This is a genomic window from Candidatus Zixiibacteriota bacterium (assembly GCA_035380245.1).
Classification (GTDB): domain Bacteria; phylum Zixibacteria; class MSB-5A5; order GN15; family FEB-12; genus DAOSXA01.
In genome coordinates this window covers 324,533-346,146 of the sequence record DAOSXA010000002.1, presented here as the reverse complement: position 1 = coordinate 346,146, position 21,614 = coordinate 324,533, and the positions used below count along the sequence as shown (strand labels likewise).

Here is a 21,614-nt window from a genome sequence, read left to right as displayed (position 1 = left end):
GTGAATCACTTGCTTTCGAGTTCGGCCAAGCGCTGTTTGAGCCGCTCAAGCTCGGCGCTCAGATCAGAGATCTGTTTCGTCACGTCGGTGTTCAACACAGCCGCTGCGTGCGGTTGCCGGTGGGAGCGAATTATCTCCTCTTTTATGGCCCGATCGGTCGCAGCGCTGCCGCCGAGGGCCTCGGTCATCTCCGCACTGGAGCTGGAATAGGAAGTTGGGAGGTAAATCAGATTGAGATAGCGGTCGTAGATGGAAGCCGGGTTATCGGCATCGCGTTGTGCCACCATGTAGTAGGTATAGGTACCGGCCGAAGGGCAATAGAACACCTGCTGAGCGCCCACAGTGAAAAAATACACTCCCGAGCCGAGAGCTCCGTCCAGACCGAAGCTGCTTTCCATACCGGAGGCAGCGTCGGGGACGTCTGAGATGGCCAGGGAGAACCCCGAGCGTCCGGTAACACCATGATCGAAGTAGACGCTCGCCTGACCGATCGCCATAACCCACCCGGCCGCCGGCACGGTGATTTGCCGCTGAAGATAGCTGGTCCAACTGGTCGACAGGCCCGTCCAGGAGGTGCTGGAGGCGCTGGACAAGCCGGGCTCGTTGCTGATGTTGGCCGAGCTGATGGCGTTTGCCTCGAAGTTGCCGGAAAACAGGCCGGCGCTCAAGGTACCGCTCACGTCGGCGTTGCCGTTGACATCGAGCGTCTGCACCGGATTATCGGTGCCGACACCTATCTTTCCCGACACGGCGGCGTTGCCAACGACGTGCAGCTTCTGAGCCGGCGAGGTGGTCCCGATGCCGATCTTACCGTCCAGGGTCCAGACCATCACTTCAGCGCCCAGATTCTGGCTGCGAAGACCGAGCGCGCCGTCCGGTAGGTTGTTGTTGGTGTAATCGTCCATACGCCAATGCCAGCGGTTCTCAGGTGTTTCGATACGGATGCCGGTTTCACCCCATGCGCTGGCGTTCGAGGTCTGTAGCTTCAAGAAGGCCGTACCGTTGGCGTTGCTGTTCTGGAGGTGGAGCATGTCTTCCGGGTCGATAGTTCCCAGCCCCAGTTTGAGACTGTTGGGAAGGAATCTCAGCCGTTCGATGTCGTGGGCGTCGGTGATGGATAGATAGCCCCCTGGCTCAATGAATATATCCTGCTCAGCCGCCAGCACAACCTCGGTCCCGTATCCTCGAATCTCATTAAGACTACTGCCAAGTTTGACCGCGGCCCCGCTGGGAATGAAGATGTTGCCCTGAACATGGAACTTCTGGAGCGGCACGTGCGTGCCGATGGCCAGGCTGTCGGAGTTGTCGGTAAGGGAAACTCGATGACCGGACTTGGTCCAGTTGTCGTCGGTCACCCCGGCCGCCATGACCGCATATTGAGCGGTATCGGCTCGCAGCGATTTGAAGGCGTTCGGGACCGTGACCAGCGGGATAAGGCTATCGACATAAGTGCCGTCGATGCTCAGCCGGAGATAGCGGGTGGAGCCATCGAACACGGAAGGATAAATAGGAATACTGGACCCGAGCATTACGTTGAACATTCCGTCAACCACCGGCACTTCGGAGTGAAGTTCATTCCACATCTTCTCAACGGCGCCAGGATCCTCGTAAATGACGAATAGAATCTGGACCGTATCGTTGATTGGAGCGCCGTCGGCGTCGGTCAAACGTCCCTGATAGGTCATAACTTGGGGAACATCGGCCCAGGCAGACGACACCGCCAGAACCGCAAAGAGGAGCACAAGAGCACGCATTTTCGCCTCTCCCGAATGGAGTTTATATCGGTTGGAACAACCGAGTGGAAACCTACTTATTCTCAATGCTTGAATCAGCCGCGCAGGCTGAATTGCCGACTCCCCGGAGAGTTAGGTAAGTACTCTTGTCCGTTAAATCGACCGTAACCAAAAGATAACCGATTTACGCCATTTTCAAAGATGAAACTGGCGACTTTGCCCCCGGCTGCCGCCCCTTCATAGGCTGGGAACAGCCCCGGCCAGACCTTGTTCTAAAGACTTGAGCAGCCGGCGGGGCCAGGGTCGAACGGATGGGTGGCCCGAGGCTTGGGGCGTGTTGAAAAACCTCTTTTGCGGTGGAGACAAGCCCCGCCGCTACGCGTTGAAGCTACGTAGCGCGGGTCCGTCTTCGAACCCGCGTACATCAGATACCCCAACGCGCTTCGTGGGCGGCAGACGTCTCGTCTGCCCCTGCAGCAACACGCCCTTTCGCAGGTGCGACATGGAGTCTAGGGTGAGGAGACGTAATACTGTAGCGAGAGGCGTCGGACGATTCACGGCTTGCATTGTCGAGACGAAGGCCGTTTATTGGGAACATATCAATCGACCTTCAGCGAATGAAGCCAAGTCTTTGTTGCAGGAACAACCTTATAAGGATTGAGGAGTGTGCGAGTGAATAGCGTGAAACCGCTTCTGTTGCTTTGTATCGTCCTGCTGTTGAGTTGTGGGGACAACCTGCCGGTAGTGCCCGGCTCTACAACGGTCATAGATGTTCCCGTCGGAAATGACGATCCAAGTGGCTCCGTATATTGGACGGACGCATCACGAGATTGCCTGATCATAGCTTACAGTCTCAAGGGGCGAAGCGATGTCAAGGTGTCGATCTTCAGCCCCTTGTACGGTAGTCAGGTAGGTGCGGGGGCGAGTGATTTGAACGGTCTTCTATCTGCTGACGGCGGAGTGGAGATACGAGCTCTGGTTAGCAGTAGGTGTGAGGCCGGTTGCTACACAGTAGTGTGGGACAGGAAGAATGAGGACGGTCAGACGGTCGGTGGCGGCCTGTACGGCATATACATAAAGGCTGGAAGCTATGAAGAATCCGTGCTGTTTGAAGTGCCATAATGTGAATAGTATGCAGCACCCTGATATAATCTATCGTCCGTGATAAAACAGGAGATTGGAATATGAAGAACGGAATATGCCTTTTAATTATGTTGTCCACATTCATTCTCGGCGCGGCTGCTTCCGGGCAGATTAAGAAGGGTGACAGCGAAATAGATTTTGTAGGGAGTCTCAACCATATAAGCGGTGGTGATGAAACAAGTGCTACGGCATTCCAGCTTGTTGCAGGAGGCGGTCATTTCTTTGTCGAGTGGGTGGAGATCGGAGCCAATTTCTCGTTGACTAAGTATGAAGGCGTGGATGCCTTTGGAACCGTATCGGGATTTCTGTCTCTCTATCCAAAGATCGAAAAATCAGACAAGATTGCTCATTTCATTGGTGTTCAATACGGGCACGCCTACGGCATGGGGGATAGCCCGACCATACATGGGGCATATTGCGGCACTAAGATATTCGTGTCGACGGGAGCGGCAATTACGCTACAACCATATTACTCGCGATATGAGTACAGCCATGGCGGAGTAGATACTTACGGAGTGTTGACCGGGATTTCTATTTTCTTCTGAGGGTTTTACCGGATTCTACGCGGTTGGGACGTTGACGGATGATTGGAAGGGCGTCGGGTTTCTGCGCGAGCGGGGTTGTACCCGCGCTCGCTCCGGAACACCGACCTACGATTGACCGTGACGAGACCAACCTCCCCACATGTAGGTCAAGTTTCTTGAACCCTGACACAAAGGACGGACGCGGAGCGTCCCAGAAACCGGCCATGCCGGCGTTCCGCCGCGGAGCGACGGAACGAGGGGAGAAGATGGGTACTTGCTTTCGGGAGTGTTGAAAATCCTCCATAAGAACACATTCGCCGCGGAGACAAGCCCCGCCGCTACGCGTTGAAGGACCCTGACTTCGCGTAGCGGGCGGCCTTGTGTCGCCCGCATTACAGTTGTGTTTTACTGAATATCCGAATGTATGACTTTTTCAACAGTCCCTTTTGCGGGAAAGACATTCTCTGGGGTGTGCTGCTGCAGGGGCAGACGTCTGCCCCCCACGAAATGCAGGGCAAGCCCGTGGGGCACCGAGCGACGGAACGAGAATCGGCTGAGAATACCCCACCCGAGAAACGGGTGGGCCACCAGCCGGCACATGAAAAATCCCACCCGAGAGGTGGGGCACCTGTTCCTATGAGACACCTACCCGAGTGCGCTATGCAGAAAAATTATAAACAAACTTGTCGATCTTCCGATGCCTCCCTATGTAGATCATGGCCACTAACTACAAGAACTTCAACAGGAGTAGACAATGAAAAGCATTTGGTCACGGTTGATATTGGCATTCTTACTTATTGCAGTATGTCTCTTGTCGGCCTCGTGCGGCGACGATGACGATGACAACAACACGGTCACGGGTCCTGATGTTTCCGCGCTGTTCGGAATTTGGGGTGAGTCCTCGGTAACGATTAACGGCAGCGCCGCTGACCTGGCGGATGTCCTCGAATGGACCGAAGGGACTGTCTCGGGACGTATCACTCTTAGCGACGACTATACCTACGAGGCTGTCGAGTTGGATGCTTCATCGTCCGTTCTTTACCGGGAGACCGGGACAATCGAAATCGACGATAACTGGGTGATTTTGACTATGACGGCGGAGAATGGCTCTTCAGTGACGCCGGAGCAGACATTTAATGGCACCTGGTCGGTCAACCAATCGACTCTGACCTTGTCGCAGACCATTGGTGGTACCACAATGGTGTTGACGCTTAATCGCCTGGTAGTCATCGGCTGACTCAACGAAGAGCGTGTCTTCCTGAGGCAGGCTTTTGTGAGACGTCCAATCTGATCTTTAAGGCAGCATAGCTATGATGCTGCCTTTTACATGTGCGACGTACTCCAGCCGCGCGACGGAACGAGAAGAGGAAAAAGGCCGACGAGGATGTCCGGTCAGGTGGCTCCGGTCCCGAAACTGACTGCCAATCATGCAATTATATGCCGAAAAGAGAGGTCGGATTACGCCCTTCATAAGGGGGGTAGGACAGGGTAAACGCAAGAGGTGCAAGGTGATAACCTGACTCGAATTGTATCAGTCGAGTCGGCCCGGCTTTTGCATTGAGTCGGGCAGGAAAAAGCGCACCCCTTGTTAGGAGTACCTATGCACCGAAAGATATTCTTAGGCACGATGTTTCTCGCAGCCGCCCTGATTGCGGCGTTCGGAGGTTGCGACAAGGAGAAGGTGCTCGAGTCGACCGAGACCGAGTATGTCCATGATATCGAATACGTCCAGCTTCCGCCGGATACGGTGATGATTAACAATACCGTTTATCATCATGATACCGTGACAGTATTCGACACGGACACTATCTACCGGGTAGATACGGTTGCGGGACAGATCGTATACGATACCGTCGTTCAGGTTCATAATCATTACGATACCACTACCGTTTATCTCCATGATACGATCAGTAACACTTATTACATCCATGACACCGTTTTCGTGAATTACGGAAGTGTTGACACGGTGACAATAGTTCAGACTATTCACGATACGACAACGATAGTCCAGACAGTCCACGATACTACTACGGTGGTGGTGACGGTGCATGACACGGTGACGGTCAGCGGCAGCGGTACACCGAACGCTTACCTGGCCTATACGGCTCTTCAATACTACACCGATGATGCCGTGTTCGATGTTATCTATGAGAATTTCGAAGTATCGGGCGGCTGGGTGCTTTATCAGTCGATTTATGAATGCGATATCGAATATCCGGCTACCTATACCTACGATATCTACGGGCAAATCGATTATTGGACCGAGGAGTGGGATTCGTTCTACCCGCTGGAGTTCTACTGGCGCATGAAGTATGTCAGCGGCGATCCGGCGAATCCGACGAACTGGAGCATCACCGAGCCGCCTACGGTTTCCGGTATGGGTGACCCGGGAGTCAATCGCGTGGCGAATCGGGCGCCGATTATAGTGGAAAATAAACGCTGATCTTCATGAGCTGATTGATCAAAGGCCGGGATTTTTATCCCGGCTTTTTTTTGAGAAGATAATGTCTCCAATCATTAACCGGGATCAGGAGGCGCGGTTTTGCGTCGTCCGCATTACGGTTGTGGTTTACTAAATATCCGAAGCAGAGTATCGGAACGAGAATAAGATAGGCACCTCCTTTCGAGCCTGTTGAAAAAACTCGACCGATCTCTCATAGCCGGGGAGACAAGCCCCCGGTTACGCGATGAAGAGCCGTCACCTCGCGTAGCGGGCGGCCTTGCGTCGCCCGCACTTCCGCCGTGATTTGTGCGAATGTCCGAGCATAGGACTTATTCAACACTCCCTTTCGCAGGTGCGACGTATTATAGCAGAGCGACGGAACGAAAGGGAGCGGAGCAGGTGAGATGTCTGCTTACAAGGCAATGCAGGGGAAATCGTAAACCGAGGTTGGGAAATCCTTGAAGTCATCTCTGTTTTCTCGTATGTTGAATGCCGTGAACCCTTGAAACAGAGGAGGATTTATGGCATTTACCAAGACTAAATATATTTGGATGAACGGGAAGCTGGTAGCCTGGGACGATGCAAAAATACATGTGCTTTCGCATGTCGTCCATTACGGTTCATCGGTGTTTGAGGGGATGAGAACCTACATCACGCCAAAGGGAACGGCATGTTTCCGGCTGCGGGATCATTCCAAACGTTTGATCAACTCGGCCAAGATCTACCGGATGGATATTCCGTTCACGGCCGACCAGATCGATCAGGCGATTCTGGACCTAATCGGAGTCAATGAAATCGACAGTTGCTATGTCCGTCCGGTGGCCTATCGCGGTTATGAATCGCTCGGCGTCGACCCGACTCCCTGCCCGGTGGACCTTGCTATCGCCGCCTGGCCCTGGGGGGCTTATCTGGGTCCGGAAGCGCTCGAAAAGGGTGTTTCGATCTGCTTTTCGACCTGGCACCGTCTGGCGCCGAACACCATGCCTACTCTGGCTAAATGCGGCGCGAATTATATGAACAGCCAGCTTATCAAGCTCGAAGCGATTCGGCACGGGTATTCCGAAGGGCTGGCGCTGGATGTGCACGGCTATGTTTCCGAAGGTTCGGCACAAAACTTCTTCCTGGTTCGTGATGGGGTAATCTACACGCCGCCGCTGACCGCTGCGATTCTGGGGGGGATCACCCGTGACTCGGTGATCACGATAGCTCGCGATCTGGACTATGAAGTGGTTGAGACCAATATCGCTCGGGAACAATGCTATATGGCTGATGAGACCTTCTTCACCGGTTCGGCGGTTGAGATTACGCCGATTTCACAGATCGACCAGATAACGATCGGCGAGGGTGTCGCCGGGCCGATCACCCGCAAGCTACAGCAAGCGTTTTTCGACCTGGTCGAAGGCCGCTCCGAAGATAAGCATGGTTGGTTAACAATCGTTCCGAAATATAAGGGAGCTTGAGCATTATGAAGATAGCAGTTGCCAGCGATCATGCCGGCTTGGAGTTCAAGGAGGAAGTTAAAGGAATACTTGAACGTATGGGGCATGAAGTCATTGATGTCGGCACCTATACCAAGGACTCCTGCGACTATCCCGATTTCGGTCTTGCTGCTGCTCGCATGGTTGCTCGGGGTGAGGCCGACCGCGCCGTAACAATCTGCTGGACCGGCAACGGAATGAACATGGTAGCCAACAAGGTGAAGGGGATCCGGGCGGGACTGGCGCTTAACCCAGAGATGGCCTTTTTAACGCGGTCCCACAATGATGCCAATGTCCTTACCCTGTCGCAGAAATATACTCCGGAAAACCAGTTGGAAGAGATTTTGGAAAAGTTTCTAACGACCGAATTCGAAGGCGGGCGACACCAGCGGCGGATCGATAAGATGATGGCTGTTGAGCAGTAAGTTATTCTGTCAGTCAAATACCGTAGCGGCGTCGGATTTTTCCGACGCCGTTCGTATTTTTTGAGCGTGGGCATTTTCGGTGGAATCTGGTTCTACAGCGAGCCGAAATAAGTGATACCAATACGAAATTCATGAGTGGTCTGTTTTTGGCCAATCTGATAGCTGGATTGAAACTCCGTATCTTCAGGATATATGTAGTCCAATTTATGAATTTCGTATAAATAAGATCCGGATATTTCCAGTCCGGGTTGTGGTCGGAAGGCAATTGTTATCTCCGGGGCCATGGTGGCGTTAAGGTCGGTTTGCGTACGTTGGTAATAGTCCCGATAGTAGTATTTCTGATATGTCTGACCGGGGTAAAACCATAGCTTCGTTCCTACCAGGAACTTATCGGTCAGCGCCAGGGCACCGTCAAAGAGGAAATAGCCAAGGCTGTAGTCGTATTCTTGATTAGTATCGGGATCAGATCGATTCAGGTGGGTTTCGGTGTCGTTTTGAGTGTAGCTGAGAGCGCAAACGAACTGACGAGCGCTCAGAAACGGCATCTGGAAGCCGTAAGGTTGATAGGCGGGGGGATCGCTTGCGGCAACGTTTGTGGTGATCGCAAAAATGATCGCAATGGAGACAAAAAACCTCATCAGGAACCTCTCTATCTCTTGATATGGTTTGTATTATTCAGAAAAGCCCCGGAAAAGATTAATCCGTCACGACAAGCAGCTTGTCATAATATCCGTCCGGGCAGTTGTCTCGGAAAATAGTCTATCGGTAAGCTAACCGCAACAGGAGTTACCAAGCGTGGACAAAAGAACAAAGGTTCTTATAGCGGCAATTGTGATAATGGCGCCGCTGTTGCTGACAGTGTCCGACAGCCGAGCAGGAGATCCCGATCTCCTCTGGGCTCCGACTAAAATCAAGATTGACGGCAATACTTCCGATTGGTCGGATGTTCCTATGACCTACTACAAGGACGAGGAGGTGTCGGTTGGTATGACCAACGATTCCAATCGACTGTATATTCTCGTTCGTACCGGCAAACAGGAAGTAGCCGGTTTCATGAGCATGAGCGGCTTGAATGTTTATCTCAACGGACAAGGGAAGAAGAAAAAGGATTTCAAGCTCTGTGTTAAAGGAGGAATGCGACCACAGATGATGGGCGGCCCCAACGAGGGATTCCGAGGCGGCATGGACCGTAAGGTGGATGATCGGGGCAGCGCTAAAATGCAGTTCACCTGCTATATAAAAGACCGGGTGGAGGAAAAGGAGATTCCCGTTGACGGCGGAGAAGGACCGGCGGTGGCGATTGATACATCGCACGGCTTGATCGCCTATGAGTTCTCGATTCCGATCAAGGAAGCGGACGTGAGGGATTACGGCCTGGGAGGCACTTTAGGTGATAAATTCGCAGTCGGTCTCATGTGGGGCGACGTGGAACAAGGTAGCGGCCCCGGTGGCGGCGGCCCCGGTGGTGGTAGCGGCGGCGGCATGGGCGGTGGCCCCCCCGGTGGCGGCAGCGGCGGCGGCATGGGTGGTGGCCCGCCCGGTGGCGGTAGCGGCGGCGGCATGGGCGGTGGCCCAGGCGGCGGCGGTCCCGGTGGCGGCGGTGGTCGCGAGATGCCGGAAAAGCAGGAGCTTTGGTTGAAAGCCAAGTTAGCAGTACCGGCGGTCGAACAAGCCAATCCAAACGAAGGTTAATACCCCACTGGCAATCGTTCTCTTCGGTTGACCGTTCAGAATGAAATGTGTACATTAGCCGAAAGGTTCTGAACAAACCGGAGAGAACGATATGTCATATCTAAAGAATACCGACCCGGAAATCTACAACGCGATTATCCGGGAAGCCGGCCGTCAGGCCACGAAACTCGAGCTCATTGCGTCGGAAAACTTCGTTTCTGAAGCGATTCTGGAAGCAATGGGCGGTGTCATGACCAACAAGTATGCGGAGGGATACCCCGGAAAACGTTACTACGGTGGATGTGAGTTCGTCGATGTAGCCGAGGACCTCGCCCGCGACCGTCTCAAACAGCTCTTCAACTGTGAACATGCAAATGTGCAACCGCACTCCGGATCGCAGGCCAACATGGCCGCTTATTTCACAGTGCTGGAACCGGGTGATAAGGTAATGGGGCTGGATCTGACCTGCGGCGGACATCTCACCCACGGACACCCACTCAATTTCTCAGGTAAACTTTACAAATTTACCGGTTACATGGTCGACAAAGAGACTGAAATGATCGATTACGACGTGCTTATGGAAGAAGCCAAGAAGGTGCGTCCCAAGATGATCGTTTCGGGAGCTTCAGCTTACCCGCGCTTTATTGATTTCGAGAAAATTCGAGCGATCTGCGATGAGGTCGAGGCGTACATGATGGTCGATATCGCTCACATCGCCGGTCTGGTCGCGGCGGGAGTGCATCCTTCGCCGGTGCCGTTTGCCGATTTCGTAACATCGACCACCCATAAAACGTTGCGCGGACCGCGTGGCGGAGTGGTGATGTGCAAAGAAAAATACGCCGCCGATCTGGATCGTACGGTTATGCCGGGCATTCAAGGCGGGCCTTTGATGCATGTGATCGCGGCCAAGGCCGTTGCCTTTAAAGAGGCTCTGACCGATGAGTTCAAGGCTTATCAGAAGCGGATCGTAGCCAATGCCGCGACGCTGGCTGAAGCGCTCAAGGCGAAGGGGCATCGTCTCGTTTCGGGCGGCACCGACACTCATTTGATGCTGATGTCGTTTGTCGATGTTCCGAAAGTCACCGGCAAGAAGGTCGAGATTGCGCTCGATAAGGCCGGGATGACGGTCAATAAAAATACGGTGCCGTTCGATCCGGAGAAACCGTTTGTGACCTCGGGGATTCGTATCGGAACACCGGCGATTACGACGCGCGGTATGGGGGCGACCGAGATGAATAAGATCGCTGATTTCATCGATCGGGCTATTGCCAATCGTCGCAATGATGAGGAACTGGCAAAGATTGCCGAAGAAGTCGCTACGCTTTGTTCGCGATTCCCGCTTTATCCGGAACGACAGGCGTAGGATCCCGACCGTTCGGGTTTAAATATCTAGGTTGTATGGCGTCAGGTATTTCTGCCTGACGCCATTTTTATGTCCTCGGATGATTTGCAAGCATCGGGTTTCTTCGTTCGCGGGGTGTTGCCCACACTCACTCCGGAACGCCGACCTACAATAAACAGGGTATGTTTGGGGTACGTGTTGAAGAGCTCTAACATATAGTAGCAGGAGGGCTTGTCTCAGTCGCAGATGAGGTTTCTCAACAACCTCTTTCGCGGGGAAGGACGTATTCCGGGAGGTGGTGCTGGAGGGGCAGACGAGACGTCTGCCGCCCACCAACACGGTTGGATTCTTCGCGAGTTATTTTGCAGGATTCAGAGAGGACAGATTCCGCGGTTGCAAAGGATAAGACACAAAGTCTGCCGGGAAGGACGTATTCCGGGAGGTGGTGCTGCAGGGGCAGACGAGACGTCTGCCGCCCACCAACGCGGTTGGATTCTTCGCGAGTTATTTTGCAGGATTCAGAGAGGACAGATTCCGCGGTTGCAAAGGATAAGACACAAAGTCTGCCGGGAAGGACGTATTCCGGGAGGTGGTGCTGCAGGGGCAGACGAGACGTCTGCCGCCCACCAACATGGTTGGATTATTCGCGAGTTATTTACCGGAGTCATATATGAAAGGCGCCGCGGTTGTACAAGTAGATATGATTTTAATCCCACCCGTGGACGGGTGGGCCACCGGACGAATTCGTCGGAACAGTCACCTTTTCTCGTCACTGTCGCTTGCCCCGAGCAAGGGGACGCTCTATATTGCCGCCGTACGATTCACTCCCGAAAGGAGGAGAACGAACGATGCTGTTTCAAATTACGATGTTTCCGACCACCAAGACGAGTGCGACCGGCTCGGCTTCAGCCGATGTGGCAAAGGTGATCGACATTATCGACCGCAGCGGGTTGCCGTATAAGTTAGGGCCGATGTCGACCACGATTGAGGGGGCCTGGGAACCCGTCATGGCAACGATCAACAAAGCCCGGCTGGCGTTGCGGCGCAATCACAGCCGTATATATATCAGTATTACGATCGATGACCGCAAAGGGGTCAAAGGCCGCCTGACCGGCAAGATCGCGTCGATCGAAAAACGTCTCAAACGAGAGGTGAGCAAGTGAACGACCATACCCGTATCGTCTATATCTCTATCCCGCGCGACGAGGCTTCGAAGTTCGCCCGGGCGCTGGTCGAGGAACGACTGGCAGCCTGCGTGAACATCATTCCGAAGATGGAGTCGTTTTATCGCTGGGAGGGAGAGGTGCTGACCGACTCCGAGGCGTTGCTGTTGTGCAAGACCTCGGCAGACCGGATGGAGGCGCTGGAGGAATATGTCGCCGAGAACCATCCGTACGAGTTGCCGGAATGTGTCGCGATAACCATCACCGAGGGGCTTGAAGAATACCTCGAATGGATCGAGCGAGAGGTGGAGTAGGGAGTAACGACACCCTATGAAATGCCCGCATTGTGGACATGAAGAGGATCGGGTGGTTGACAGTCGTCCCTCTCAGGATGGCCATGCCGTCAGGCGTCGTCGGCAATGCCTCAAATGTAACGAACGATTCACCACCTACGAGTATGTCGAGCAGGTTTCGCTGTCCGTACTTAAAAGTGACGGCCGCCGCGAGGCGTTTGACCGCCGCAAGATCCTCCATGGGATCAAGCTGGCCTGCAACAAACGGCCGGTTTCATCCAAGCAAATGGAGTCGATTACCGAACAGGTCGAGGCGGCTTTGCACACCCTCTCAGGGAGTGAGGTGACTTCCAAGCAGATCGGCGAGATCGTCATGGAACAACTTCGCGAGCTGGATGAGATCGCCTATGTACGTTTTGCTTCCGTTTACCGCAAGTTCAAAGACAAATCTGAATTCCTCGATGAAATGAAAAAGCTGCTGGAGTAGGGGAGAGATTGCTTCGTCGCTGTGCTCTTCGCAAAGACGTAAATCAGGGACATTATCAACGAAACGGATCGTGTCGGGTTTCTGCGTGAGCAGGACGCTGCCCACGCTCATTCCGGAACGCCGACCTACGTTTAACGGGACGGAAGTATCGGTCATTGAAAGGCTTTGCGGCGAAGTCGTGGACGCCCATAACGTGCAACGAGATAATCTCATATTGACTTTCCGGTGAGGTTTGGTCTTTCTTATGGACTATGACTTATCCTGTGGAGAAAAAGAATAACGAGGAATCGTCAGGATCCGGAATGCCCTTCCTGGATCATCTCGAGGAATTGCGTTGGCGTATTCTTAAATCACTGGCGGCCATTATCGTAATGGCTATGGCGTCGTTCTATTTCTCCAACGAATTATTCCGCTTCATAATCGCTCCGCTGGGCAATGTTAAATTGCATTTCACCGAGGTGACCGGTTCGTTTTACGCCTATCTGAAGGTTTCGCTAATCGTCGGTCTTTTTGCTGCTCTCCCGATTATTTTCTATCAGCTCTGGGCTTTTGTTTCGCCCGGCCTGTACAAGCGGGAGAAAGCGATGATTCTGCCTCTGGTGTTCAGCTCGACGGTGCTTTTTATCGTAGGAGCTGCTTTCTGCTATTACGGGGTACTCCCGATTGCTCTGAAGTTCCTGATCGGTTTCGGTGATGATTTGCTCAGTCCGATTATTACCGTCAGCAGCTATATCAGTTTTGCCGGGATGTTGCTGGTTGCTTTCGGACTGGGATTCGAATTGCCGGTGGCAGCCTATGTACTGGCGAAGATGGGAATTGTCTCACCGCAGGCGCTGGCTAAAGCCAGACGCTATGCAATTGTCGGCATTTTGATTATTGGGGCTATTCTAACTCCCCCGGATGTGTTCACACAGCTTCTGCTGGCCGGACCGGTCTATTTGCTCTACGAAGTCTCGATTATCGTAGCTCGAGTTACTTATCCCAAGAAGAAGGACTAACCGGGCGGGGGAGCGATGCCCTCGCTCAATCCGGACCCCGATCTGTGACGATAACAACGATTCGTATTGTCGAAACCTCGCTTCGCGTGTCGCCTTCGGCGACAAGGGGATTTCGACCTGCAATTACCGGGGTATGTCAAGGGTGGATTCGAAGGGGGCCCGCCTACAGCCTAATTGGCACCGGACGTTGGCCAAAATCCGGCTTATGATCCCCGTCCCAAATTGTCGTTCTTGACAAGCGACCGGGCGAAGACTACCTTTACGGCGCTGAACAGAGATTCAAGCGGGCGTAATTCAGTGGTAGAATGTCAGCTTCCCAAGCTGGACGTCGTGGGTTCGAGCCCCATCGCCCGCTCTTTTTTATGGGTAGAAAATGCTGAAGATTAGAGCCGTAGACCCCGACTCTCCGTTGTTCGGGCAGATTCGTCCGGGATACCGGCTGATTGCAATCAACGGGCGAGAGGTGGTTGATAATCTGGACTTTCAGTTCAAGTCGTCCGATGAACGACTCGAACTGGTGTTCGATGACGCCCACGGCCATCGTCTCGATTATAGTTTCAACGAGCTTTATCCCGGTTCTCTCGGAATCACGTTCGAAGATGATAAGATCAAGCGTTGTAAATGTAACTGCGTATTTTGCTTTATCCATCAACAGCCGAAGGGGATGCGTCGGGCATTATATGTAAAAGATGAAGATTTTCGGCTCTCCTTCACTCATGGGAATTTCATTACGCTGTCAAATATCACCGAGGAAGACCTTCAACGAATTGTAGAACAACGGCTCTCTCCTATCTATATTTCAGTTCATACCACCGACGATCGTCTGCGTCGCTGTATGCTGCGTAACGAGAAACTGACTCCGATTCTGCCTCATTTACGGTTTCTGGTAGAAAACGGCATCACCGTCCATACCCAGGTAGTGTTGTGTCCCGATCTGAACAACGGCCCGGCGTTAAAGAAAACGATTGAGGATCTGACACCGCTGTTTCCGGGAGTTTCATCGCTGGCGGTAGTACCGGTTGGTCTGACTCGCTATCGCGAACATCTTCCCAAGCTCCGGTTACATACCCCTGAGGAGGCCAGCGAAGTGGTGGAGTTCATCGAGAAGATGCAGCGAGTAAACATCAAAAAGATCGGTAGTCGGTTTGTCTGGGCGGCGGATGAGTTCTATATTGTCGCTGGAAGGCAATTACCGTCGTTGTCATCCTATGAAGAGATGCCGCAGTTCGAGAACGGCGTGGGGATGGCGCGGCAATTCATAACCGACTTCAACCGTCGTCGTAATACGTTGAAAAAGATAAAATCCGGTAAGCGGGCGGTGTTGCTGACAGGGCAATCGGCCGGAAGTTTTATGAAAGGGCAGATCGAGCCGTTTCTGCGAGATAAGCTCGGGCTGGAGGTTGTTGTTCGACCGGTGGCAAACGATTTCTGGGGTCAATCGGTAACAGTTTCGGGCCTTCTTACCGGACAGGATCTGGTCAAGGCAATTAAGAAAAATACCCGGAAACAGGACACCGTGGTTCTTCCACCCAATTGTCTGAACCATGACGATCTTTTTCTGGATGATCTCTCTCTTGATGAATTTGCCCGCCAGGTGAACCGTCCGGTGCTGGTGGGGAGTTACGATTTGGTCGATACTCTGCTTGAGGTGTATTCATGAGCATCCCGACAGTTGCCATTGTGGGCCGACCCAATGTCGGCAAATCATCGCTGTTCAACCGTATTCTTCAAAAGCGACTTGCGGTAGTGGCGGAACAACCGGGCGTGACGCGTGATCGCAACTACGCCGTTGCCGAATGGGCGGGACGGCAATTTCGACTGGTCGACACCGGGGGAATAGTGGACGCTCGTCCCGATGCGATGGAGTCGCAGATTGTCAACCACGCCAATATCGCCATTGAAGAGTCCGATGTCGTGTTGTTCGTGGTCGATGCTCAGGTCGGAGTGGACCCGACCGATCTGGCTATTGCCCGGTCTTTGAATCGATCCGGGAAGAGTTGCCTGTTGACGGCTAACAAATCCGATAACGAAGAATTCGAACGCGATCGCTTCGAATTTCTCAAGTTAGGGATGGGGGAGCCGATGGCTGTCTCGGTAACAGCCGGACGCGGGATGGGCGAGTTACTCGATGCGCTTGTGGCTTTGTTGCCGGAGCCGGAAGCGGAGCCGACCGAGGAAGCGGATGTTATCCGAGTTGCCCTGGTTGGTCGTCCCAATGTGGGCAAGTCATCGTTTATCAATAAACTGATCGGTCGGGAGCGGCATATCGTGTCACCTGTGGCGGGTACGACCAGGGATTCGGTCGATACGCCGTTCGAACATGACGGTCAGAAGTATATTTTGGTCGATACCGCCGGATTGCGTAAAAAATTCCGAGTATATGAAGATATCGAGTTTTACACCACGCTTCGGGCTTCCAAAGCGATCGATAACTGCAATGTCGCGATCGTGTTGATCGATGCCAAGGACGGTGTAACCGCTCAGGATCAAAAAGTGCTCGAACAGGTCGTAACGGCTCGTCGCCCGGCCGTGCTGGCGGTGAACAAGTGGGATCTGATTGAGAAGGACAGCAATACGGCCGATGGATTCACCCGAGAAATAACCGATGTGCTGGCCCGTGTTGCTTTTTTACCCGTTATCTACATTTCAGCGCTGACCGGCCAACGTGTGCCGAAAGTGTTGACGCTGGTGCGGCAGGTGTACGAAGAGAACCGTAAACGTATCTCAACGCCTGATCTGAACGAGTTTTTGGAGCGGACAATCGAACGTAAACACCCGCCGGCACGCCGTGGGAAATATATTAAAATCAGGTATCTTACTCAGAGTGAGATAGAACCCCCAACTTTCGTGTTTTTCGTAAATCACCCGGAGCTTATCGATAAATCATATATCGGCTATCTGACCAACCAATTGCGGCAGACTTACGGCTTTGCCGGCGTGCCGATCCGACTCAAATTCCGTAGATAATCCCACTGTTTACAATCGCCGTATCCGGTGAAATCGGTAAGAAATCGGCCTGGTCGGCCGATAAATACCGATATGGACGGAATTACGACCAATACATCCGTGACCTGCCGCGAGTTGGAACGAGAACTTGAAATCACTCGTAATCAACTCGCCGACCTGGCCACGATGGGAGCCGCGATTACTTCGGTGCTCGATCTGAATACCGTCCTGCCTCTCGTTATGGATATGGCGGTTCGTCTGGTCCAGGGTGAAGTCGGCCTGATCATGCTCGAAAAGAACGGGGAGTTAACCATGGAAGTAGCCTGGGGGGTCGATGAGACTTTTGCCCGAAGTCTCAAATATGTCGATCAGCAGGATCTTCCTACTTATTGCCATGCCAATAAAGAGATAGTGGTTTTAAACGAGGTCGGGATCGTCGACGATAACGGCACCCGGATCAATGAGATTATTTGTCTGCCCATCCGCACCCAGAAAGCATCCCTGGGGGTGATAATGATTATCAACAAGAGAGGAGAGGGTGGATTCACCGTTGCCGATCGCTCCGGCCTGGAGATGTTGCTAGATTTCTTAGCTGTGGCAATCGATAATTCGCGGCTGATGAAAGAGCGCCTGAAGCAACAGAAGATCAAGCAGGAAATGGCGATAGCCGGGCAAATTCAAGAAACGATTCTGCCGCGCGGATTCGAGAAGTTACCGGGTCTGGAGATCGGAGCGGCCTATTTCCCGGCGCGTGAAGTCGGTGGTGATTTTTACGATGTAATCAAGATCGCCGAGCGGCAGTACCTGGTGGTGATCGGTGATGTCTCAAACAAAGGCGTCCCGGCGGCTCTGATCATGTCGGCCGCTTCGGGTATTATCAAGTCGACGCTATATCACCGTCCCGACATCTCGGTCTCGGATCTGGCGGCAACCCTCAATGATCTGCTGGTTCGAGAAATCGTTCGTGAGCGGGAAATGTTTGCGACTCTTTTCTTTGCCAAGTTCGATTTCGAACAGGGCTATCTGGATTTTTGCAATGCCGGACATTTGCCTGGCCTATTCTGGGATTCGCAGGATCGTACAGTGGTGCAATTAGCCGAGGGGGGACCGATCGTGGGGCAGTTTGAAGGGCTTAAATTTGTCCAGGGACGGAGGCCGCTCAGACCGGGTGACAGGCTTTTCTTGTTTACCGATGGGTTGACTGAAGCTGAAGATTCCGACGGCAATTTATTCGGCCGAGAGCGGGCGGAGCAAGTATTCGTAGTCGAAGGCATGTTGGCGCCCAAGGAGTTCTGCCTGAGAGTTAAAGAATGGGTTGATAAGTTTCAGGAAGGCTCGACGGAGGACAGCCATGATGATTTCACTATTCTGTTGACGAAGGTTGAGTGATTCCGTGATAGAGCGATTCACATATCCATCAACTTTAGAAGCTGAGCGAGAGCTTGTCCAGGTTCTTACCGAACGCCTGGAGGCAGCCGGAGTCGACGATACCACTACGCGGCGGTTCCTCTTAATTGTCTCGGAAGTGTTCACCAATGCCGTGATCCACGGCAACAAATCAGATGCAAATCGCAAGATTGAAGTCAGGTTCGCTATTAATGAGGAGCGCATTACGGCCGATATAATTGATCAAGGGCATGGCGGCCTTGAACGTATCCAACGGCGTCCACAGGCCGATTCGATGTCCGAAGGAGGCCGTGGGATCGATATCGTATGCCATTGTGCCAGTAACGTTGAGTTCGCCGAAGCTGAACATGGCGGACTCATTGTATCGGTGAGTTTGGATATAAGTGAGAAAATGAAAGAAATATGCGAATAAACGATGAGAGACGGAGGATGTAATGGAGATCGTTACCAAAGAATCCGGTGAAGTGAGTGTCATGGAACTACGTGGTCGTCTTGACCTCGCCAGTGGTGCTACGCTGAAAGAAGAGATCAAGAATCTGTTCGAAAAAGAACGAACCTCGATCCATCTCAACCTGTCCCGGGTGGAGTTTATCAACAGCTCCGGTTTGGGGGCGCTTGTATCGATCATGAAGGAAGTCCGTTTGCGTAAAGGGCGGTTGACGCTCTCTGATCTGGCTTCCTATGTCCAGGAGATTTTTGATATAACGCAGTTGTCGCACATCTTCGAGATTTTCAACACCGAAGAAGAAGCGGTCAACTCATATCAAACAGTGCAGGCCGGTTAGGGATAGATGTCCCGGCTGGAACGGGGCTATCGAGTGATGATAACTACGGTCGTTGATAAGATCAGCGAGTTGCTTTCGCAGTTGCAGTCTCCCGACTTCTACGAGCGGGAGGAGGCCGTGCGTGAGCTGGGCAATTTCAGTGAGGATGAAGCGGTGGCCGGGTTGGTCCTGGCTATCGAAGATCCCGATCTTGGAATTCGTGAACTGGCGGCTCATCAGCTAACCGAGAGGAAAGGGGAGCTGGCCTGTCGGCTGCTCATCCGATTCCTTGGTCATGACGAAATCGGGGCACGCAATCTGGCGGCTGAGATCCTGGTTAAAATCGGCGATGATGCCGTCATACCGCTGGTGGAGGAGTGTCGGAACGCCGATGCGGATGTACGGAAATTCGTGGCTGATGTGCTGGGTATGATCAAGGATCCACGAGCAGTCCTGACGCTTTGTGGAATGCTCGATGATGAGAATCTCAACGTGGTTTGCTCCGCGGCCGAGGCGCTCGGTGAGATAGGCAATGCCGAGGCCGTTCCTGCGTTGCAGGCGGCTATGAGTCGGGGCGATGATGCCCTCCTGCCGTTGATCGAAGCGCTCGGGAAGTGCGGAGGTGAACAAACCCTGGAGCATCTCTATGAGCATTTGCAGGCTGATGATCCGATGGTGGTTTTCGCTGCCCTGGAGGCGATTGGGTATATCGGGAATGTCGCTGCAATCGAGAGGTTAATGCCGTTTCTCGATAACCGGGACCGAACCATTGCCGAGACGGCTATGATGTCAGTGATCAATATAGCGCTGGCTAACCGCGGCCGTATCGACTACGATTTGCCGTTGGATAGATTCAAGGATTTTCTCTTTGAGGGAATTCGCGCCGGCAATAAAAGGATTACCGATTTCACGCTGACGCGTCTGAAGCACTGGTACGGCCGGGATGTACTCTATTCGCTCGTCGATGTCCTGCCGGTTGTCGGCGACACGGAACGACGACGTATCATGGATATCCTGGAAGATGCCGGACCGATAGCGGTCGGTTGTCTTCTCGACCGGTTTGAAACCACCGATGACGAGACGAAACTGCTGATTCTGGATGTCCTGCGTCAGAATATCGATCCCGGTGTAGCCCGGGGATTGGTTAAATATATCAATATCGACAATCCGGGTATCAAGCAGCGGATAGCTCATATTATGGGAATCTCCGGATGGGAAGAGGCTGTTGGTCATCTGCGTCGCATGACTCGGGACGACAACGGACATGTTCGTCGAGCAGCCTATGCGGCTCTTGGTTGGCTTTGTCGAGAAGAGGACGTTGATTTCCTTTTCGAAGGGCTCGCGGATCCGTACCCGGACGTGCGAGAGGCGGTGATGGGGGCGCTAATAGTCGTCGGCGGCATGAAAGCGGTAGATAGATTCACCCAGGAATTACATAGCGCCGGATTGGAGAGGCAGCGCCTGGCCGTGAAGGCTTTAGGAATGATCGGCGATTCATCGGTAGTGGCCCCGCTTTCGGAAGCTCTCAATCATCCTGATGCGACCGTGCGTAAGCTGGCTATCCGCTCGCTGGGTCGTATCGGGCAGATTATCGATGAAAAACCCCTCCTGGTGTCGCTTTCGGACGAGGATTCATCCGTCCGCAAGGCCGCCGTTTCAGCCTTGATCTCTATCAAAGGTACGGCGGCTGTTCCTGATATCCGTTTCATGCTGGATGATGACGACATCTGGGTCCGGTATCACACCGTGAATTGTATCGGTGAACTGGGTCAACGGGAGTATGCCGATTTAATCGCTCCCATGCTTTCAGTTCGAGAAGATGTCCTGCGTATAGCAGCGGTCAAGGCGCTGGCTGCCATGACGGCCGCCGAGTATCGTCTCCAGATACAGGACATGACCAGCGATAAGAACAAGGATGTGGCGCAGGCAGCCGAACTGGCCCTCGCGGAACTAGGAGGACGATGATGCACGAGCAACCCTCGATTCTGGTGGTGGACGATGAGCTTCTGATCCGCGATCTGCTTTACGATTTCTTCGCGGGACAGGGTTGGCAAATCGCCATTGCCGACACCGGAGAGAAAGCGCTCGGGATACTCAAGGAAAAGGAAATAGATCTGGTTTTGACCGATCTCAGAATGCCTCAAATGGACGGACTTGATCTGGCTCGTCTGGTTCGAGAAGAGCATCCGGACATGCCGGTGGTTATCATGACGGGATTTCCATCGGTGGAGTCGGCCGTTGCCGCGTTACGAAGCAAGATCTCTGATTATGTTACCAAGCCGTTCAATATCAATGAGCTGTTCAGGATCATTAAATCGCATATTGACAAGGACGTACCGCAGCAGTGAAAAGCAACAATATCACAGAAGCCGATCGCATTCTGGTGGCTGACGCCAATCCTGAGGTCTGCGATAATGTACTCGAGGCTTTGATCGAGTCCGGTTATCATGCCGAGACGGCTGCCAATTGCGGGCATGTGCTCGAACGGACGGCTACCGACGGCTGGTCGGTCATAATGATCGATGTCGACCTTCCGGGGATGAGCAATACTGAGCTCCTTGTCCGCTTACAGGAATACTGCCCGGAGTCATCGGTTATCCTTCTTTCAGGTTGTCCGACTCTGGATGGGGTAGTGGAAGCGATGCGTCATGGAGCATGTGATCTATTAACAAAACCATTCGATCTCCAGGAATTGATTGGAGCTGTTCAGCGCGGAGTGCGGCGTTATCAGCGTACGATTAATCCGTCGGTATCACGTCATCCGGTCGGGGATGATCTTAGAGTTGATTGACAGGAG

22 protein-coding genes and 1 tRNA gene are annotated in these 21,614 nt (G+C 53.2%); 21 read left to right on the top strand and 2 right to left on the bottom strand.

From position 1 onward, the window contains the following. Positions 1 to 5 precede the first annotated feature (5 nt). Entirely contained in the window at positions 6 to 1,754 is a 1,749-nt protein-coding gene (locus PLF13_06695) for a hypothetical protein (protein ID HOP06963.1), read from the bottom strand. A gap of 651 nt (positions 1,755 to 2,405) precedes the next feature. Between PLF13_06695 and PLF13_06690 the strand changes: the two genes are divergently transcribed. The 6 genes from PLF13_06690 (at position 2,406) to rpiB (ending at position 7,746) form a co-directional block, all read left to right on the top strand. After that, positions 2,406 to 2,855, top strand: coding sequence for a hypothetical protein (locus PLF13_06690; protein ID HOP06962.1), 450 nt, complete (start codon positions 2,406 to 2,408; stop codon positions 2,853 to 2,855). 62 nt (positions 2,856 to 2,917) lie between these two features. After that, positions 2,918 to 3,421: a hypothetical protein gene (locus tag PLF13_06685; protein ID HOP06961.1), complete on the top strand. Its 504-nt coding sequence runs from the start codon at positions 2,918 to 2,920 to the stop codon at positions 3,419 to 3,421. A 733-nt stretch (positions 3,422 to 4,154) separates the two neighbouring features. After that, complete coding sequence (locus PLF13_06680) at positions 4,155 to 4,637, top strand: hypothetical protein (protein HOP06960.1); 483 nt, start codon at positions 4,155 to 4,157, stop codon at positions 4,635 to 4,637. Positions 4,638 to 5,000: 363 nt separating this feature from the next. After that, on the top strand, positions 5,001 to 5,843 hold the full coding sequence (locus tag PLF13_06675) for a hypothetical protein (protein ID HOP06959.1): 843 nt from the start codon (positions 5,001 to 5,003) through the stop codon (positions 5,841 to 5,843). Between the two features lie 521 nt (positions 5,844 to 6,364). Next, the gene (locus tag PLF13_06670) at positions 6,365 to 7,303 is read left to right on the top strand and encodes a branched-chain amino acid transaminase (protein ID HOP06958.1); all 939 of its coding nucleotides are present in this window, start codon (positions 6,365 to 6,367) and stop codon (positions 7,301 to 7,303) included. Between the two features lie 5 nt (positions 7,304 to 7,308). After that, positions 7,309 to 7,746 carry a ribose 5-phosphate isomerase B gene (gene rpiB, locus PLF13_06665; protein HOP06957.1) on the top strand — a complete coding sequence of 146 codons (438 nt, stop codon included), beginning with the start codon at positions 7,309 to 7,311 and terminating at the stop codon, positions 7,744 to 7,746. A gap of 92 nt (positions 7,747 to 7,838) precedes the next feature. Here rpiB and PLF13_06660 read toward each other — a convergent pair whose 3' ends face one another. Beyond that, positions 7,839 to 8,384 carry a hypothetical protein gene (locus tag PLF13_06660; GenBank protein ID HOP06956.1) on the bottom strand — a complete coding sequence of 182 codons (546 nt, stop codon included), beginning with the start codon at positions 8,382 to 8,384 and terminating at the stop codon, positions 7,839 to 7,841. 157 nt (positions 8,385 to 8,541) lie between these two features. Here PLF13_06660 and PLF13_06655 point away from each other — a divergent pair, with 157 nt between their 5' ends. The 15 genes from PLF13_06655 (at position 8,542) to PLF13_06585 (ending at position 21,608) form a co-directional block, all read left to right on the top strand. After that, complete coding sequence (locus tag PLF13_06655; GenBank protein HOP06955.1) at positions 8,542 to 9,438, top strand: hypothetical protein; 897 nt, start codon at positions 8,542 to 8,544, stop codon at positions 9,436 to 9,438. A 91-nt stretch (positions 9,439 to 9,529) separates the two neighbouring features. After that, positions 9,530 to 10,780, top strand: coding sequence for a serine hydroxymethyltransferase (gene glyA / locus PLF13_06650; protein ID HOP06954.1), 1,251 nt, complete (start codon positions 9,530 to 9,532; stop codon positions 10,778 to 10,780). 827 nt (positions 10,781 to 11,607) lie between these two features. Further along, positions 11,608 to 11,922: a thiamine-binding protein gene (locus tag PLF13_06645; GenBank protein HOP06953.1), complete on the top strand. Its 315-nt coding sequence runs from the start codon at positions 11,608 to 11,610 to the stop codon at positions 11,920 to 11,922. Then, on the top strand, positions 11,919 to 12,236 hold the full coding sequence (gene cutA / locus PLF13_06640) for a divalent-cation tolerance protein CutA (GenBank protein ID HOP06952.1): 318 nt from the start codon (positions 11,919 to 11,921) through the stop codon (positions 12,234 to 12,236). Before PLF13_06645 ends, cutA begins: the two co-directional genes overlap by 4 nt. 16 nt (positions 12,237 to 12,252) lie before the next feature. Then, positions 12,253 to 12,702: a transcriptional regulator NrdR gene (nrdR, locus tag PLF13_06635; protein ID HOP06951.1), complete on the top strand. Its 450-nt coding sequence runs from the start codon at positions 12,253 to 12,255 to the stop codon at positions 12,700 to 12,702. A 302-nt stretch (positions 12,703 to 13,004) separates the two neighbouring features. Then, positions 13,005 to 13,700 (top strand): twin-arginine translocase subunit TatC, encoded by a 696-nt coding sequence (gene tatC / locus PLF13_06630; protein HOP06950.1) that lies wholly within the window; start codon positions 13,005 to 13,007, stop codon positions 13,698 to 13,700. A gap of 283 nt (positions 13,701 to 13,983) precedes the next feature. Further along, positions 13,984 to 14,055, top strand: a tRNA-Gly gene (locus PLF13_06625). Positions 14,056 to 14,073: 18 nt separating this feature from the next. Beyond that, positions 14,074 to 15,360: a DUF512 domain-containing protein gene (locus PLF13_06620; protein ID HOP06949.1), complete on the top strand. Its 1,287-nt coding sequence runs from the start codon at positions 14,074 to 14,076 to the stop codon at positions 15,358 to 15,360. Then, complete coding sequence (gene der, locus PLF13_06615) at positions 15,357 to 16,667, top strand: ribosome biogenesis GTPase Der (protein HOP06948.1); 1,311 nt, start codon at positions 15,357 to 15,359, stop codon at positions 16,665 to 16,667. Before PLF13_06620 ends, der begins: the two co-directional genes overlap by 4 nt. Before the next feature lie 72 nt (positions 16,668 to 16,739). Next, the gene (locus tag PLF13_06610) at positions 16,740 to 18,035 is read left to right on the top strand and encodes a SpoIIE family protein phosphatase (protein HOP06947.1); all 1,296 of its coding nucleotides are present in this window, start codon (positions 16,740 to 16,742) and stop codon (positions 18,033 to 18,035) included. A 4-nt stretch (positions 18,036 to 18,039) separates the two neighbouring features. After that, positions 18,040 to 18,465 carry an ATP-binding protein gene (locus tag PLF13_06605; protein HOP06946.1) on the top strand — a complete coding sequence of 142 codons (426 nt, stop codon included), beginning with the start codon at positions 18,040 to 18,042 and terminating at the stop codon, positions 18,463 to 18,465. Positions 18,466 to 18,487: 22 nt separating this feature from the next. After that, positions 18,488 to 18,838 (top strand): STAS domain-containing protein, encoded by a 351-nt coding sequence (locus PLF13_06600; protein HOP06945.1) that lies wholly within the window; start codon positions 18,488 to 18,490, stop codon positions 18,836 to 18,838. Positions 18,839 to 18,844: 6 nt separating this feature from the next. Beyond that, positions 18,845 to 20,782, top strand: a complete 1,938-nt coding sequence (locus PLF13_06595; protein HOP06944.1) for a HEAT repeat domain-containing protein — start codon at positions 18,845 to 18,847, stop codon at positions 20,780 to 20,782. Next, positions 20,779 to 21,165, top strand: a complete 387-nt coding sequence (locus PLF13_06590) for a response regulator (GenBank protein ID HOP06943.1) — start codon at positions 20,779 to 20,781, stop codon at positions 21,163 to 21,165. The genes PLF13_06595 and PLF13_06590 overlap by 4 nt, the downstream gene beginning before the upstream one ends. Then, positions 21,162 to 21,608 (top strand): response regulator, encoded by a 447-nt coding sequence (locus PLF13_06585; GenBank protein HOP06942.1) that lies wholly within the window; start codon positions 21,162 to 21,164, stop codon positions 21,606 to 21,608. Before PLF13_06590 ends, PLF13_06585 begins: the two co-directional genes overlap by 4 nt. The last annotated feature ends 6 nt before the right edge of the window (positions 21,609 to 21,614 follow it).